The sequence below is a fragment of the Oceanobacillus sp. FSL W7-1309 genome, from assembly GCF_038002145.1.
Lineage (GTDB): Bacteria > Bacillota > Bacilli > Bacillales > Amphibacillaceae > Oceanobacillus > Oceanobacillus profundus.
Window position 1 is genome coordinate 1,222,728 of sequence record NZ_JBBOBX010000001.1, and the last position, 17,769, is coordinate 1,240,496.

General features: G+C 38.9%; 13 protein-coding genes and 1 pseudogene. 3 read left to right on the plus strand and 11 right to left on the minus strand.

Annotated features, from left to right (window positions below; translation table 11 throughout):
* Window positions 1-148 precede the first annotated feature (148 nt).
* The 6 genes from NST46_RS05575 to NST46_RS05600 all read right to left on the minus strand — a co-directional run bounded on the left by NST46_RS05575 (window position 149) and on the right by NST46_RS05600 (window position 9,096).
* Window positions 149-1,141, minus strand: coding sequence for a tripartite tricarboxylate transporter substrate binding protein (locus NST46_RS05575; RefSeq protein ID WP_118888308.1), 993 nt, complete (start codon window positions 1,139-1,141; stop codon window positions 149-151).
* A gap of 461 nt (window positions 1,142-1,602) precedes the next feature.
* Window positions 1,603-2,292, minus strand: coding sequence for a response regulator (locus NST46_RS05580; protein ID WP_118888307.1), 690 nt, complete (start codon window positions 2,290-2,292; stop codon window positions 1,603-1,605).
* Window positions 2,293-2,322: 30 nt separating this feature from the next.
* Window positions 2,323-3,909 (minus strand): ATP-binding protein, encoded by a 1,587-nt coding sequence (locus NST46_RS05585; protein ID WP_095310329.1) that lies wholly within the window; start codon window positions 3,907-3,909, stop codon window positions 2,323-2,325.
* A 239-nt stretch (window positions 3,910-4,148) separates the two neighbouring features.
* On the minus strand, window positions 4,149-6,872 hold the full coding sequence (acnA, locus tag NST46_RS05590; protein WP_445321722.1) for an aconitate hydratase AcnA: 2,724 nt from the start codon (window positions 6,870-6,872) through the stop codon (window positions 4,149-4,151).
* Window positions 6,873-6,897: 25 nt separating this feature from the next.
* Window positions 6,898-8,037: a PrpF domain-containing protein gene (locus tag NST46_RS05595; RefSeq protein WP_341136872.1), complete on the minus strand. Its 1,140-nt coding sequence runs from the start codon at window positions 8,035-8,037 to the stop codon at window positions 6,898-6,900.
* A gap of 165 nt (window positions 8,038-8,202) precedes the next feature.
* Window positions 8,203-9,096 carry a LysR family transcriptional regulator gene (locus tag NST46_RS05600; protein ID WP_095310328.1) on the minus strand — a complete coding sequence of 298 codons (894 nt, stop codon included), beginning with the start codon at window positions 9,094-9,096 and terminating at the stop codon, window positions 8,203-8,205.
* Between the two features lie 197 nt (window positions 9,097-9,293).
* Between NST46_RS05600 and NST46_RS05605 the strand changes: the two are divergent.
* The 3 genes and pseudogenes from NST46_RS05605 (at window position 9,294) to NST46_RS05615 (ending at window position 11,904) form a co-directional block, all read left to right on the plus strand.
* Window positions 9,294-9,849 (plus strand): annotated as a pseudogene (locus NST46_RS05605) (RraA family protein).
* 309 nt (window positions 9,850-10,158) lie between these two features.
* Entirely contained in the window at window positions 10,159-10,890 is a 732-nt protein-coding gene (locus NST46_RS05610; protein ID WP_339315867.1) for a LysM peptidoglycan-binding domain-containing protein, read from the plus strand.
* A 180-nt stretch (window positions 10,891-11,070) separates the two neighbouring features.
* A complete protein-coding gene (locus tag NST46_RS05615; protein ID WP_095310325.1) occupies window positions 11,071-11,904 on the plus strand; it encodes a metallophosphoesterase family protein in 834 nt (277 codons plus the stop codon).
* Between the two features lie 122 nt (window positions 11,905-12,026).
* Here NST46_RS05615 and NST46_RS05620 read toward each other — a convergent pair whose 3' ends face one another.
* From NST46_RS05620 to NST46_RS05640, 5 genes are all read right to left on the minus strand, one after another.
* Complete coding sequence (locus NST46_RS05620; protein ID WP_095310324.1) at window positions 12,027-12,860, minus strand: carbohydrate ABC transporter permease; 834 nt, start codon at window positions 12,858-12,860, stop codon at window positions 12,027-12,029.
* Window positions 12,861-12,866: 6 nt separating this feature from the next.
* Window positions 12,867-13,736, minus strand: a complete 870-nt coding sequence (locus NST46_RS05625) for a carbohydrate ABC transporter permease (protein WP_095310323.1) — start codon at window positions 13,734-13,736, stop codon at window positions 12,867-12,869.
* Window positions 13,733-14,824 carry an ABC transporter ATP-binding protein gene (locus NST46_RS05630; protein ID WP_095310322.1) on the minus strand — a complete coding sequence of 364 codons (1,092 nt, stop codon included), beginning with the start codon at window positions 14,822-14,824 and terminating at the stop codon, window positions 13,733-13,735. Before NST46_RS05630 ends, NST46_RS05625 begins: the two co-directional genes overlap by 4 nt.
* 73 nt (window positions 14,825-14,897) lie before the next feature.
* On the minus strand, window positions 14,898-16,202 hold the full coding sequence (locus NST46_RS05635; protein WP_095310321.1) for an ABC transporter substrate-binding protein: 1,305 nt from the start codon (window positions 16,200-16,202) through the stop codon (window positions 14,898-14,900).
* Window positions 16,203-16,703: 501 nt separating this feature from the next.
* Window positions 16,704-17,531 (minus strand): HAD-IIA family hydrolase, encoded by an 828-nt coding sequence (locus NST46_RS05640; protein ID WP_341136873.1) that lies wholly within the window; start codon window positions 17,529-17,531, stop codon window positions 16,704-16,706.
* Between the last annotated feature and the right edge of the window lie 238 nt (window positions 17,532-17,769).

Sequence of the window (17,769 nt, forward strand, 5' to 3'; positions counted from 1 at the left end):
CTGTGTCGAACGTCGAAGTCACCACATCCTGTAGAAGCTCGTTGGCTTGCTTTTCCGTTCCTCACGTATTAGTTGCATACTTTCCGGTACGGGGAGCTACGCCGCCTCGAACTTCTCGGTCCTTTTCATCCTCCTTTTGAACAGTATTTTAATTACCTAATCCTAATTCATCTAATAATGCCTTCATTTCTTTCTCTTGTTCTGTCAAGAAATCCACGTACTCTTCATGATCCATATACATTTCAGACCAACCATATTGTTCGCGAACTCCTGCCCAGCCTTCCGAATCATTTAACTCCTTAAACTTCTGCTCGTAATAATCCAGTGCTGCCTGGTCCATATCTGCTGGTCCAAAAAAGCCCCTCCAGTTAATGAATGAAGCATCGATTCCTTGCTCTATTGCTGTTGGGAAGTCTTCTAATACTTCACCAGTTAATCTCTCTTCCGATGTGATACCCAGAACCTTTATGTTTCCAGCTCTTACTTGTTCAACCGTTTCCGCTACACCTGTAGAAAATACTTCTACACTGCCATTAAGAAGCTGTGTCAGCGCTCCTCCATCTTGATCTGAAACATATTTAATCTTTGTAATATCAACCCCAGCAGCTTTGGCTACATGAACGAATTGAATGTGGTCCATGCTCCCTGGTGATGACGCTCCAACAACGGCAATACTTTCCGGGTCCTTTTTCATGTCTTCAAACAACTCATTTAAATTATCCCATTCCGCATCTGCACTCACAGCAATCGCTGCATAATCAGCAATAAGGTTAGAAATAGGTGTAAAATCATTAAATGTATACTCAGATTGTCCATTAAGCGGGACTAATAGCAATGGTGGTGAGTTTACGAATAAATTATACGGGCTATCTTTACCGTGAATGTATGCCCAAGCAACTGCCCCGCCGCCACCTGGTTTGTTCACGACACCTAAGCCTTGATCGATAATTTCTTCCTCTTCAAAGATTTTAGCAGCCATACGTGCTGTTGTATCCCAACCACCGCCTGGACCTGCTGGTGCAACGATCTCAATCGTCTTCTCAGGTTCCCACGTGTCATCCCCCGATGCAGTAGAATCATTTGAGCATGCCGCGACAAATAATAAAATAAATACAGACATAACTGATAAAAACTTCTTCAATACGTTTCCCCCCTAGTTTTCGTTTATGAAAGAATATTAATTCTTTTCTGAATGAAATTATAACGCGCTCACAATAATAATGTAACCGTTTTCAAAATAATAAAATTAAAATATATTAAATTTATTCTGTTCATAAAGTTCACGGTGATTTATAAAAGACTTTTCGATGAGACGAGTAAGCACAGTCCCAAAGGTGTTGTTAATTTTACTGACCTCTTCCTTTTCATCCACCCTTTAGAATACGAACTTAAAATTCAGCTGTAGGTAAATGCTCCAAGTGAAATAAAGTTACTGCAATCCTAATTTTATCCCGTCTTAGTAAAATAAAAAGCCCCTTTTCCAAGAGGCGATTATTTTAAAAATTTGTATTCACTTATCTCTAGCGAATGTGTTAGCTTTTCTTATCCTTCGAACTTTGACTTTAGATTTTAATTGCGACGGATTCACGTCTTGCTAAAATTTTATACCTTCTTTACCTGCAAGATATTATATTTTCTTTCTGGTCTCCCAACAATTCCATACTCATGCTCTGCCGTTCCTTCCCCAGTAGAAATAATATATTCCAAATACCTTCTCGCAGTCGTTCGTGATGCTCCCATTCTCTCTCCCATTTCTTCAGCAGATATTCCACCTTCGATTGATTGCATGATTTTTTTTACCCGTTTTAATGTTAGTGGGTCAATTCCTTTAGGTATAACTTCACGTTGTTTCGTAGCTGACTTGGTAAAACCAATTAGCTGGTCAACTTCCTTCTGACTAATGTCTGTTTTATTATCTAATATCTGTCGTCGTTTTTTATATTCCTCTATTGTTGCTGTAAATCGTTCTAATGATACAGGTTTAATAATATAATCAATAACTCCATTTCTTATCGATATTTCGACAAGCTCCTTATCTGTTGCCGCAGTAATCATAATCACATCAACACGAGGGAAATATTTTCTTATTTCCTGCAAAAGATCGGTGCCAAGTTGATCCTGCATGTAAATATCAAGTAACAATAAATCAACAGGCTTGTCCTTTAATAATTGAAGTGTCTCTTTCCCATTTAACGCTTTACCAACAATTTCTATTTCTTCTATTCTTAAAAGAAATTTCTCATGAATGGATGCGACCCTAAAATCATCCTCCGCAATGGCAACTCGAATCATCTTTATGCCCCCTTAAGATTGAACAACCTCTTAAACAACATTTTTTACTTCCTTTGGAATAAAGATAGTAAAGGCAACCCCACCACTATTCTGAATTTGCAATTCGATTGTCCCATTTAATTCATCAACAATCTGTTTAACAATGGCCAATCCAAATCCTCTATTTTGTTCACCTTTTGTCGAGACTCCTCTTTTAAAAATATCCTTTCGAACCTCATCATTCATCCCAATTCCCGTATCAGCAACTTCAAATACAATATCATTTCCAATATCTGTTGCAAAGAAAGTGACTTCCTTACGCTCACTTTCAGACACTGCTTCAAAAGCATTGTCAAGAATATTACCTAATATGGTGATTAGTTTTGAAATATCAATACGCTTTGGCAGCGCTCTCAAATAACTGCTACGATCAATCGAAAATGTGATTCTCATTTCAGATGCTTTTCCTAATTTCCCAAGTAAAATAGCTTGAACTTTATGGTCATGAATCTGTTCGAACAATATTCGATTTTGATTACGATTGATGGCTGATTCCGCATGAATTAATTTAATCGCTTCGTCGTATTCCTTTAGCTGCAGCAATCCAGAAATCGCATAAAGCTTATTCGTATACTCATGTGTTTGTGCACGCAAATCCTCTGAGTACTTTCTAACCTCTGATAGTGTGTTAACCATTTCTGTCATCTCTGTTTTATCACGAAAACTTGAAACAACACCAACGATTTTTCCCTTTTCCATTATTGGCGTTCGATTAACGATGATGATTCTATCCTTTAATAAGAGCTCTTGATCATTTTCAATGATTCCGGATTCTAATACCTTGTACATTTGTGAATTTGGTATAACTGTTTCTATTGGTTGATGCTTGGATTCATCGGTAATTCCAAGAATTTTTTGTGCAGTGGTATTCATCATTGTGATTCTTCCATCTTCATCAATCGCGATTACGCCTTCTTTAATCGAATCGAGAATCGCATTTCGTTCTCGATATAGAGAACCAATTTCATGTGGTTCTAACCCTAAAGTATCCTTCCGAATGTTTCTGGCAAGGAATACACCACCAACGATTCCCAGTAGTAAAACGAATAATGCAGCTTGACTGTATTTAATTAAATTTTCAATTGTTGCTTCTCTAATATCTTCCAGCATAAAACCGACAGAGACAATCCCGATAATATTGCCATCATTATCAAAAATCGGTGCTTTCCCACGAAGAGATGGACCTAAAGATCCTACTGCTTCAGAAATGTAATACTCTCCGTCAATTAATGCCTGGTCATTGTCTCCGCCCACCATTTTTTGACCAATTTTCCATTCCTGGGGGTGTGAAAAGCGGATACTCTCCTTGTTTCCTACAATGATAAACTCCGCCCCCATTTCTTTCCGTATTTGTTCTACAATTGGCTGAATAACTTGTGAGGGATTCTCATCATCAAATGCTTCTACTACCATTGGCATAAAAGAGACGGTTGTTGCAACTTGTAAGGCAAGCTGTCCCATATGTTCCTCTGTTTGCTCCGCTTCAAAATAGGAATAGATTCCTGTTAATGAAATGAAAATAAATAATAGCAGCGAAATAATAAGGGTAAGTAGTTTTGTTTGTAATGAGACTCTTATTTTCCGCTCAACTCCCTTCTACTATATAGCCAAAATTAATCGTTACTGTATTCCCATTTTACGCAGACACAGTAAAGAAAATCAAGCAAATTTCTGACTATTCAAAAGTGGATAAACAAATAAAAAATGCACTGTTCCCCTGGGGGATTAGTGCATTTTGATAGACGAACCACAGATTTATGACGCCCGAAGGCTTATTCTATATTCCTTATAAGCGAGGAATGAAAAATAACAACGGATTAAAGATTCACTTTATCACGCAAAACCATTGGAAGTACGCCACCATGCTGATAATACTTCATTTCCATGTCACTATCCAAACGAACAATAACTTGAAATTCTTTTTTATACCCATCCATACCTGTTGCCGTGACATAAATATGCTGACCTGGCTTTACATCGTCTCTTATATCAATATCGTATAGCTCATTGCCTGTTAATCCTAGTGTTTCGGCATTTTCATTTGGTTTAAATTGAAGCGGCAGCACCCCCATTAACGCAAGATTGCTTCGATGAATGCGTTCAAAGCCCTCCACTAATACTGCTTTTATACCAAGAAGCTGGGTTGCCTTTGCAGCCCAATCACGTGAGCTTCCCATTCCGTAGTCAATTCCCGCAATAACGAATAAGCCAATTCCATCTTGCTTATAGTTCATGGCAGCATCATACGCTGGCATTACATCACCAGTAGGAAAGTATGTCGTATAGCCGCCTTCCTTCCCTGGGGCTAGCTGGTTTCTAAGTCGAATGTTGGAAAAGCCGCCACGAATCATTACTTCATGATTACCTCTCCTTGCTCCATATGAGCTAAAGTGATGGCGATCAACATTTTTGCCCAATAAGTATTTTCCAGCTATACTTTGTATCGGAATCCGACCTCCCGCAGGAGAAATGTGATCGGTGGTAATGGAATCACCAAGCTTAAGTAAAACGCGAAGACCTTGAAGTGGACGAATCCCGTTTGGTTCTCTTGATATATTTTCAAAGAATGGTGGATTTCTTAAGTATGTGGAGTCTTCGTCCCAGTTATAGAGCAGCCCTTCGCTTGTTTCCAGCTTATTCCACGCATCACTTCCAGTAAATATGTTCTTATGTTGGTTCTCAAATAAATCAGGTGTAATCGTCTCCCTAATCTTTTGCTCGATTTCGAAATCGGTTGGCCAGATATCTTCCAAAAAAACATCATTGCCCAACTTGTCTTTGCCAAGTGAATCCGTAGTTAAATTTATATCCATTGTACCCGCTAATGCATAGGCAACAACGAGCGGCGGCGATGCAAGAAAGTTCGCTTTTATTAGTGGATGAATGCGTCCCTCGAAGTTCCGATTTCCCGATAGAACCCCAGCTACAATTAAATCCTTGTCTTCTATTACTTCTTCAACTTCTTCCGGCAGTGGACCAGAATTGCCTACACAAGTTGTGCAACCAAAACCGACAAGATAAAAACCTAGTTTCTCTAGGGAGTCTAATAAACCTGCTTTACGTAAATAATCAGGAACAACCTGTGATCCCGGTGCCAGACTTGTTTTGACGTAAGGTGGAACGATAAGCCCTTTTTCAACTGCCTTTTTTGCAAGTAATCCAGCTGCCATCATCACATGCGGATTCGATGTGTTCGTACAGCTTGTAATCGCTGCAAGGACAATTGCTCCTGTTTTTAAGATAGATGTTTGCCCTTCTTTATGATTGATCTTTGCCTCTCTATGAATCTCTGTTTCATTTAGCCCATACCCGTGATTACCAACCTCATGGACGAGCGCCTTTCTAAATGAATCTTTTACTTCTGATAATCGGTTTAAATCTTGAGGACGTTTTGGACCAGCTACATATGTCTCTATGCTTGACAGGCCAAGCTCAATAACCTCTGTATAACTAGGGGAATTGGCATCATTCGTATAAAAAAGCCCGTTCGCTTTACAGTATGCCTCCACAAGTTCCACTTGTTCCTCGGTTCTGCCAGACAATCGCAAATAATCAAGCGTTTTATTATCTACTGGAAAATAGGTAATGGTCGCCCCATTTTCCGGTGACATATTGGCAACCGTTGCCCTATCCGCTACGGACAAACTGTTAAGCCCTTCCCCAAAAAATTCAACAAATTTGCCAACTACATTTTTTTCCCGAAGCAGATTTGTAATATAAAGCGCTAAATCCGTTCCCGTCGTCCCAGGTGATAACTTACCTTTTAAACGAATACCGATTACTTCTGGCAATGGGAAAAAGGATGGCTGACCTAACATCGCTGCTTCCGCTTCAATTCCGCCAACACCCCAGCCAACAACACCAATACCGTTAATCATCGGTGTATGGGAATCTGTACCTAAACACGTGTCTGGATATGCAAGATGCCCATCCCCTTCTTCTAAAGAATGGACAACCGATGCAAGGTGCTCCAGATTTGCCTGATGAATAATTGCTGTTGATGGTGGGATAGCACGAAAGTTGTTTATCGCGTGTGTGGCCCACTTAAAAAATTTATAACGCTCCAAATTTAATTCAAACCCACGGCGCACATTGTATTGCAGTGACCCCCTTGTACCAAACCTATCCACTTGCTCCGCATGGTCAATGACAAGGTCGACTGGTATTTCAGGATTTATCTTTTCCGGATCTCCTCCCATCTCTTTCACCGCTTTTCTCAACGAAGCGAGATCAACAATGACCGGAACGCCGGTGAAATCCTGCAATACGATTCTCGATGGCATAAAAGGGACAACGGCATTTCTCTGACTGTCCCTTTCTCCCCAATTGGCTAGATTTTCAATATGTTCTTGTTGAATAACCTTCCCATCATATTTCCGTAAAACAGACTCCAGTAAAATTTTAATTGCATAAGGCAGTTTGGAAATATTGCCAATACCAGCCTCTTCCAGTGCTTGCAAACGATAATAATGATAGTTCTTTCCATTAGCAGTAAAGGACGATTTTGCCTTGTAAATATCATTGTCTTTCAGCTCCAGCATGCTGTTACCTCCACTTCTTTCTTCATTATTCAGGAATGTACAAATCCCCTTTAATAATTCTCCTCGCGGTTCGTTCTAGTCCAACATAAGCGATATCCAGTTTATCTTTATACCTGGCAACTTTTACGTTGGCGACTCCCTCGGGGTGTCCAATACGAATAATTCGTTCATGATTATTGTCTGGCTCCCTCGTAAAACGATTGACAATGGTTCCTGGCAACATAGCTGCAGCAGCGATACAATAAAGTCCACTTCCTGCAAACGTACGATGAAAAGCACCCATGGAAAGCATTTTTGCAACTAGGTCAACATCATCTGCCTTGATAAGCTCCCCCTCCTGTGTCACATAATCCTGTGGCTCTGTTACGATAGCTATTTTCGGTACAGATGGGGCTTGTTTTGCAATAGCAATAGTCGCTGCCATTCCAGATACTACTGCCATTTTGGAGCGAATGGTCTCTATTTCATCTAACAACGCTTTGTTACTCGCCAATTCACGATTCGGCTCTACTCCGGTTATTCCTAGATCCTTCGCTTGTACAAATACAAATGGATTGACTGCATCAACAAAGGTTACATCGTAGCTTTTCTCCTCTGTTTTTAATGCGTATACTGATCCAAGTGGCAATGTTCTTCCTGTCTTTCCTCCACCAGGGTCAAGGATGCTTATTACGAATTTTGCTCCTGGCTGGCTTAATCCAGGAACCATGTAATCTCCAGCTACCTTTGCCTTTCCATTTATTACAGGAACATTTATAGTGAGTACGCGCTTAATATTTGTGTTAAATACCTTCACATCTATCTGATTAGCATGAGGCTCCACATCAACTAAACCTTCATCAACAGCATAGGCACCGACAGCAGCCATCAGGTTCCCACATGTCCCTTTGTCATCTACAAGCTCTTCACCAATCCCAATCTGGTAAAAAGTATAATCTACATCAATCTCATTATGATTTGACTTGGAAATAACACATACTTTGCTTGAATGCGATGTCCCACTTCCTAGCCCATTAATCTGCGAAGGATTATAGGCATCAATTCCAGACATAAATATTTTATATTGAAGCTTTCTTTCCTCTGGTAAATCCTCCTTGTTAAAAAATATCCCCCGACTTGTTCCACCACGATAAACCGCACAAGATACCCGAAACTGAGAAATCATGACCACTCCTATCAATGTTTGATAATTCAATCTATGTTTATATTAATTTAAACTCAGTAATAATTAAAATACTGATATTTTATGGATAGCTATTTGTTTTTTGGATAGCTGTTACAAATGCTTTCCTAAAAAAAATGAACCAAACTCGTCCACTATAAGTCTGGTTCATCTTTCTTCATATATTTTTCCATTCATATCTTGGGTATCAAGATCTTCTATAAATGCAACAAATGCTTTGATCACATTTAATTCTAGTGATTCATCATGGTAAAGCATCCATGTTTTCCTTAATAAAGCTTCTCCTTCTTTATCTGTTAAGCTAATCTTATAGATATCTTCCATTCCGTTCAGTATCATGCTAGGCATGATGGCATACCCTAGGCCATTTGCTACCATTTCCTTACACGTATCAACTTGGTCAACCTCCATCGTAATGAATGGCGGTTTTAAATATGTTTTTGTCCACCATTCTTCAATCAAAGACTTGAGCAAGCTATCTGTTTTATAATCAATTCTTGGTAGATTAGGTAGATCAGCAATATCTAATTCCTTCGCTGAAGCAATACATAACTGTTCTTCAAATAATAGCTGTTTCCGACCAAGCCACGGATAATCGCCTCTTACAAACGCAATATGTACATCCTTGTTATATAACGCATGAAACATGTCCCGACTCCACCCTGTCGTTACTTGAAAATCAACGTTTGGGTACCTGTCTTTAAAAAGTTTCAGCAGCCTTGGAAGCTTGTACTTTGTAAAAAAATTGGATACACCGAATTTAATGGTGCCCACTACCTCACGATCCATGTTTGCTATATTTTCCTTTATCTCCTGTATCTTCAGCAACATTTCTTCTGCGCTCTTTGCTAAATACTCTCCTTGAGGGGTAAAATTCACGCCCCTTCTTTCTCTAGTTACAATTTTGATGCCAAATTCCTTTTCGAGCTGTTTTAACCGACTAGAAAATGCCGGCTGTGAAATATATAAACGCTGTGCCGCTTTGGTAATATTTTTCGTTGCATAAAGATGCCTTAAAATTAACCAATCTTGACTCCGCATATCGCAACTCCTCCACCTTTTTTGCTATTCATTTTTATTATGGTTGATAATACGATTTTAGTATTTTACGAACTATTGCTAGTATACTATATTTTAAGAAAGTGATTAATTTCAAGTCTGCATTATCAGGAGGTAATCGGGTGGAGAGTATTCTTGAACAATTTAGCCGTATTCCAACAACTTGTATATCTGACGCAATGAATGGACTTAATAATCTACATTCATCAATTAAACCGTTAAAAACAAATGATAAATTAATTGGCAGAGCATACACTGTGAAGATGCCTGTCGGTGATAATGTTGCCGTTTTAAAAGCAATTAGAACAGCAAAAGCTGGAAATGTCCTCGTAGTCGATGCCAAGGGTGACACGTACCGCGGAATTGCTGGTGACTTTGTAATCGGTATGGCAAAAACCCTTAGCCTTGGTGGATTAGTGGCTGATGGGGTTATTCGCGATTTAAGGCAGTAAAAACATGGAGTTTCCTGTCTTCTGTAAAGGAACGACCGTTGCAGCATGCGGTAAAGCAGGCGGAGGGACAATTAATGTACCCATCTCGTGTGGTGGAACAGCCATTAATCCTGGTGATATTATCGCAGGTGATGCTGATGGTGTCGTTGTTATTCCGAGACCAATAGAACAAGACGTATTAAAAGAGGCGTTAAAAAAGCTGGAGTTAGATAATGAACGTGCTAAGAATATTTTAGGAAATCCAGAAGCTGTAAAAAAATATTTAAATGACGTATTATCTTAGAGTACATGGAGGCAGGTGAACTGCACCCAATTGGGGTCACTGTTAGAAGCCCTTTAAAAGCATCCTATATACAGATAAGTATTATTTATTGTCCTATTCAAGAATTGATTGAATTTTATTATTGACCCTAAACTTGGTGCTATACAATTAGCACCAAGTTTTTTCATCACCATAAGTGAGCGACCATAAAATTCCCCATCATTTTTCCTCGCATCTCCAAGCACCCACCCACACAATTTGAATAAACTATAATCACACCCAATTCAATTTTATTACAGTTGAATATAAACAAAGGAGTGAACGTGTAAGATGAATAATCTTTTTTACCATACCGTTCAACCAGGCGATAATTACTGGTTATTGGCATATCGATATCAAACAACTGCAGAAGAAATTTTTGCTGTTAATCCTGGAATAAACCCCAACTATCTGCATATCGGACAAAAAATTTCGATACCAGTCGCACACTCGCCCAACCAGCAAGTACGACCAGATCATTGTATAAGCCAGGCAGAGGTTGATTATCGAAATGATATGCGAAGTCTTTGGGAGGAACATGTCGCATGGACGAGAATGGCCATTATTAGTCTTACATTTAATTTGCCAGATATCGATTTTGTCCTCACACGTCTGCTGAGAAATGCGACAGACATGGGTAATATGATTCGCCGCCTATACGGGGATGTTGTTGCGGAAACGTATGGCAACTTAATTAAAGAGCATCTTCTAATTGCGGCAGACCTTGTCAAGGCAGCAATAGCCGGTGATGAGCAAGCAGCAATGACAGCAGAACAAAAATGGTACGCAAACGCAGATGAAATTGCTGTATTCCTAAACAGCATTAATCCTTATTTAACAGAAGAGGCAGTCCGCGAAATGTTTTATCACCATTTAGACTTAACAAAACAAGAAGCGGTAGCGATGATTAACAAAGACTATCAAAAGGATATCGAAGTATATGATGAAATTGAGAAACAAGCAAGACATATGGCGGATACAATCTCCGATGCGATGGTGAAAGCTTATCCAAGTGTGTTTTAGATGTTTACAAACCATCTTAGATAGAGTAAGCAGATAATATAATCCTCTTACTCTATTATGGATGATACTGTTTCAGAACAATGCTTTGCGATTTATTTTAAGCAATCTTAACAGTCTCTCCAATCTCCGTTAATATTTCACTGGCATAATGGAGTTATTAACAATAAGGAGAGGATACATTTGAGAATTGCTTTTATTGGAGATTTACATTATCCATCTATGATTGGTAAAAATGAGAAAGTAAAAGAAGCTAGGGATGCATTCTATGCTAAATTTCTTCATACTTTTTTTGAAATAGAAGCTGACTACTATGTTTCCATTGGTGATTTAACCAACTTTGGCAGAGAAGATGAACTGCGCGAAGTCTATGAAATCATTCGTAAATACGATAAACCTTTTATTCACACATTTGGCAACCATGACCTATACGGCGTCTCAAGAGATGAAGTTCTAAACATTTCTAACAGCGAACAAAATATTTCAATTGCAACAGATGAAGTAATCATTATCTCCTTGGAAACTGCCCGGGACCATGATCACGAAGATTATAGTGGTTACGTAAACGATAAGCAATTACAATGGCTGGAAGCCGAAATTGCAGAGAGTGAGGATAAGCTTGTGATAATCTTTGCTCACCATCCGGTTTACGATACAACAGCAAATTCTAATTTCCCTTACTTATCCATTCAACCTGAAGTACCAATTCTTGACGTTTTGCGTAAGAAGAAAGGAAACGGTATTTACATAAACGGCCATAATCACAAAGATTCCATTGAAACAATAGATAACTGGACATTTGTTCAAGCAAATGCTGTACTCGATGATCAAAGTATCCGCATATTAGAAATAAATGATAACGAAATTTCGATTCAATCGCCTCATGTCGCAAGTCCAGAATTAAGAGGTATGGCACAACTAATTGGTTCCAATATTAATCATTTCCAATTGAATCCACTAGGTATGGGTACTACACCTAACCGTGAAAAGTTGATTAAAAGAAATTTATATGTTTAAGAATACGAAACAAGGGCCTTTACTGGAGGGTCCTTTTTTTCTGGAATGGAGACTTATATTTAGCACCTCCTTTCTTCTTCTCCCCAAACGAAAAAAGAATGAGCCACAAGCCCATCCTCCATTCATTTAACTCCCGTATACGTAAATGCTCTAATAATATGGCGCTGTGCAAAGAAGAAGATTATTAAAATCGGGATGACGAGAATAACGTTACCCGCCATTAAAATATTCCACGCAACACCGCCATCCACCTGCCGCAGTTGTGCAATTCCAACAGGAAGGGTACGTGCACTCTCTGTAGTTGTCATAACAAGCGGCCAGAAATAATCGTTCCAATGCGTAATGAAATTGAATAAGCCCAATGTAATCAACGTTGGTTTTGCCATTGGCACCATAATCTTCATCATAATCTTGAAATCAGTTGAATTGTCCAAACGTGCAGCCTCTAATAATTCTTCTGGGACTTGTTTAAACGTTTGCCGCAGCATGAAAATCCCGAACGCGCTTGTAGCAAATGGCAGAATCAAGCCCCATAAGGTATCAAGAAGACCCCAGTCACTTAAATTTAAAAACACTGGCAAGAAAATAAGCTGGGCCGGAATCATCATGGTCACCATGACTAAGCTAAACAGCACATTTTTGAAGCGAAATTCATACCTTGCAAATGCATATGCTGCAGGAATAACGGTAATAAACTGAAAGATTAAAATTCCAACCGATACAAGGACACTATTCATAAAGTATTGTAAAAATGGTCCAGAATTCCATGCTGATACAAAGTTCTCCCAAATGAGTTCATCTGGAATCCACTTTGGTGGGAACACCATTGTTTCTCCCAATGTTTTTAAACTCGTGGAAATCATCCAAATAAAAGGCATAGCGAAGATTGCAACCATTATAATTAAACCAATCACATTTAGTATTTTTAAAGGCAAGGATGTTTTCAAAGTACGCATTCCCTTCTATTGATAGTGAACTCTTTTACTTAGAACTTTAAAATAAAGCAACGTTAAAATACTTAAAATGACTAATAAAATAACACCGGCTGCTGATGCATAGCCAATTTTAAAGAATATAAAGCCGTTTTCATATATGTAGTATACAAGCGTGTTTGTCGAATTAAGCGGTCCACCCTTTGTAATAATGCTGATCGTTTCAAAAACCTTAATGGAGTCCAAAATCCCTATAATCGTTAAGAAAAATAAGCTAGGCGATAACATTGGAAAAGTGATCTTTGCAAATCGCCGCCAGGGTGGTGTACGATCTAAGGCAGCTGCTTCATATAAATGCTTTGGAATACTTTGCAGGCCAGCTATAATGATTAACGTAAAATAACCGATGTTTTTCCACACTGCTATAATAATTAGCGAAGACAAGGCCGTGTTGGGATCTGTCAGCCACGGAACCTTTTCTAATCCGACTAAACTTAAAACCCAATTTAATAAACCATAGTCAGCATCCATTATCCACATCCATAGCATCGCAATGGATACAAGCGAAATAATATGCGGACTGAATACAGCCCCTTGGACAAAGCTGTACATCCAGCCTTGCTTATTCAACCAAATAGACATTAGCAACGCAAGGCTAATTGAAAATAAAACGGTAAAAAATGTATACATCAGCGTATTGCGAATTACCTCTAAAAACATAGGGTCGGACAGCAAATCTTTAAAATTCCCGAGACCAACAAATGTTTTATCGGGGCTAATAAAGTTCCAATCATGAAAACTTAAGTAAATCATATAAAAAATTGGTTGAATGAAGAATACTAGAAAAACAATAATGGCGGGCGCAACAAAAAAATATGGGCGCCACTTCGCTGATCTCATACGAGCACCTCTCCTCTTACCTCTCGGGCAGGAGTCTGAAAAGGAATATCCTCTACAAAAACCCGATTACCTTGCGTATCAAAGTAATACAATTTATCCATTGGAATGGTGATATCAACTTTTTTCGTTTCTACTAATGGGGCTTGGAAGCTTTTCACTTGAAACTGCCCTGCATCACTATTCACCAAATATAGTGTTTCCGAACCCAGTGTTTCCATTGTAATTATTTCACATGAGAGATTTATTCCAGAAGCAGCTAGCTTCTCCACTTGCATAGCTGCATGCTCTGGGCGAAAACCTACATAGGAAATACGCTCATCTGTAATCGTTCCAGTTTTTTCTTCTACCATTGACTTTGACAGAATGTTCATCGATGGTGTACCGATAAAATTCGCTACAAATTGATTCGCCGGGTTATGATATACTTCCATCGGTGCTGCCTGCTGCATAATATGACCTTTATCTAAAATGACAATTTCATCTCCCATCGACATTGCTTCTACCTGATCATGGGTTACATAGATAAAAGTTGTTCCCAAGCGTTTATGTAACTGGATTAATTCCGTTCGCATTTGCCCGCGTAATTTCGCATCTAAATTGGATAATGGTTCATCAAATATAAAAACATCTGGTTTTTTTACCATTGCTCGTGCTAACGCTACACGTTGACGCTGCCCACCAGATAAGTTTTGCGGCTTCTTATCCAAGTATTCGGTAAGGTCCACAATCTCAGCTATTTCCTCTACCATCTTTTTTCGTTCCGCTTTTGGTATTTTCATATTTTCCAAGCCAAATTCAATATTGCCTCTTACAGACATCGTTGGATACAACGCATAGTTTTGGAAGACCATAGAAATGCCTCTTTTTCCAGGTGCCACATCATTAACTAATTGATCTCCAATCCATATTTCCCCTGCTGAAACGTCTTCTAGACCGGCGATAATTCGGAGTGTCGTCGATTTACCACATCCAGAAGGACCAACCAAAACCGTAAATGAGCCATCCTGGATATCCAAATTCATATCCTCAATCACCTTTTTATTATTACCATACGCTTTCGATACATTTTTCAATTGAATTTTAGCCATGATATAACTCCTTAAAGTTAAAATTAATTCATAGGAACGTGACAGGAAACACCACGTTCCTATGTAAAAACACTTATTTAATCACATTTGCTGAACGTTCTGCAGCTTGATCTAACACATCCCCAGCTTCCAAACTTGGATCAAGCATTAAACGTTGAATTTCTTCGATAAGAATTTTTACTACCTCAGGATATCCTTCAATCATTGGACGAGCATTTCCATATTGCAATTGATCTACCGCAACCTTAAATTGTGGCTTTTCTTCATAAAGCTCTTGCATCGTGTCTGACTCCACTGCAGAAAGTCGACTTGGCAAATATCCAGTATACTCACTTGCATAAGCAGTTTGTTCTGGAGCAGTCATAAATTTAATGAACTCCCATGCAGCTTGTTGTTTTTCTTCATCTAATCCAGTAGTCATTACTAAATTCGCCCCACCAGTTGGAACACTGCGTTGTTCATTTTCAGGGAACATAATTGTTTCCAATTCATAACCATTTTCCTCCGCTAACTGCAACATTAATGTTAAGTCAGCTGTAGAAGAGAAATACATTCCCGCACGACCAGTAGCAAAATCTTGTCTCGCCATATCTGCTGCTTGCAGTGGTTCTCCACCTGGAACACGCATTGTTCCAGCTTCAACCATTTCCTTCCAAAGGTTAAGAGCTTCCACTCCACCTTCTCCGTTAAATGCAATTTCGCCATTCTCATTAACCATTTCTCCACCAGCTTGAGCAACAAATGCTTCATAGAACCAAATATCTACCGGCATTGAAATTCCAACATGCTCGTCATCTGTTAAGTTTTCAGCTGCTGATTGAAAATCTTCCCACGTTTGGATAGATGCTGGATCAATCCCTTTTTCTTCAAACATTGTCTTATTAATATATACAATTGGTGTACTTCTTAAGTAAGGTAGGCCATAAAGCTTGTCATCAACATAGGAGTTCCCCATTAAACCAGGATTAAAGTCATCCATATCAACTTCATCTGCATCTTCTTCAACAAAGGCTGTTAAATCTTGGGTCATACCAGATTTTGCAAATGTTTCAATCGAAGCAATTTCATTTTGTGTTACTTCCGGAGCGTTACCAGCTGCAAATGCTGCTTGCGTCTTTGAATGCAGCTCATCATAGCTACCTTGGAATTCAGCAGTAACGTGTATTTCGTCCTGCATTTCATTAAATTGCTCTACTAGATTTTCATTGTTTTCTCCAATCTTATCTCCCCATGCATACCAATACGTAATTTCAATTGGACCATTACCTTCAGATTCTGACCCTGAGTCCCCACTCGAACCCGTGGCCTCACTATTACCACAAGCTGCAAGTACAAGTATCATTACAGTAAACATTAATAAATAAGATAGCTTCTTCATTTTTCATTCCTCCATGTTTTAAATTAGAATTCTATTTACCTATTAGAGGTTGTTCAAAAAGTCCGGTAAAAATGACACATCGAAAGCAGAAGATCTTCGACTAAGTACCGACACGTCCTGTGTCGAACGTCGAAGTCACCACATCCTGTAGAAGCTCGTTGGCTTGCTTTTCCGTTCCTCGCAAAAGAAAAACACTTTTCCTGCGTGCAAGAACGTCTGCTCACGTATTAAACCCATACGTTCCGCTACTCAAAGCTACGCCGCCTCGAACTTCTCGGTCCTTTTCATCCTCCTTTTTGTACACGCACTATTAGTGATACTTATTTCTTCCATGACCCCCTCCACTTCTTATACTAAAAAAGACCCCAAAATGGATATATATGCATACCCACATATATCCTATTTTGAGGTCTCTCTAATCGCACCATGAATGTATTCACTTTACAATTTCAACTATATCAAACTACTATTAATTAGATTTGAAGCGAATGTTAACTTTTATTAAAGATGTTGTTCAAAAAGATGGCTTTTTTCTAAAGGTAATTCGAATGCAAACAGCTCAGATAGGTTCTCTATCACATAATCAGGTTTGATTCTCGATTTAGGAATATCCTGTTTACTTACTACCCCGGTTAGCACAAGACATGTCGCAAACCCGTGAGCTTGTCCAAGCATAATATCTGTCTCCAACCTATCTCCAACAATCAAAATCCGATTGGGGTCTGTCTCACTTATCTCCAGCAATCTGTCTGCATAATAATGAGTTGGCTTTCCAATAATTTGGTCGATCGCTCTACCGCTAGCAACCTCAATTGCCTTTGCAAAGGTCATCGTATCCGGTATATATCCATTCGGGACGGGGCAAATCGGATCGGGATTTATCACAATAAGCTTAGCTCCTTGATAAATTGCATTCATTGCATGTTGAATTCTATCATAGGAAAAAGCTCGGTCATGTCCAACTAAAACATGGGTTGCTTTAGCTGGGTCATCGATTGTTTCAATACATTGACGATGCAACTCCGTCTTCACCTGATCATCGCCAACAACGTAAACCCTCGCTGCTGGATACTGTTCCTTAAAATATAGACCCGCTAAATAAAGAGCAGTTACTACTTCCTCCAGCTGAATGGTGAGGCCGAGTCTTTCTAAACGCTCCTTACATTCCTCTCTTGATAGGTTCGAGGAATTTGTAATAAAGCGAACCTTCTTTCCGTTGCTTCGTATGTATTCGAGTGTTTCCACAGCTCCCGGCAATAGCCTATCTCCAACGTAAATCGTACCGTCTAAATCAAAACTATACACATCATAATCTTCAATTTTAATCACATGTTCTCTCCTTTTTTGGCAAGTAGGAAAGTATATAACTTTTCTGCTTGCATAAGTGCAACTAAGGCAATCGCCTAAGAGCTTGGTGTCTGCCAAGTTTTCTAAGATTTTGAATGAAGAAATTTTGTTTCCCAACACCTCCATAAAAAAGAGACCACAAATAATATAAATGCCATAGACAGCATTCAATATTTGTGGTCTCTCTTCATTTGCACCAATAAACTATTCACTTCACACC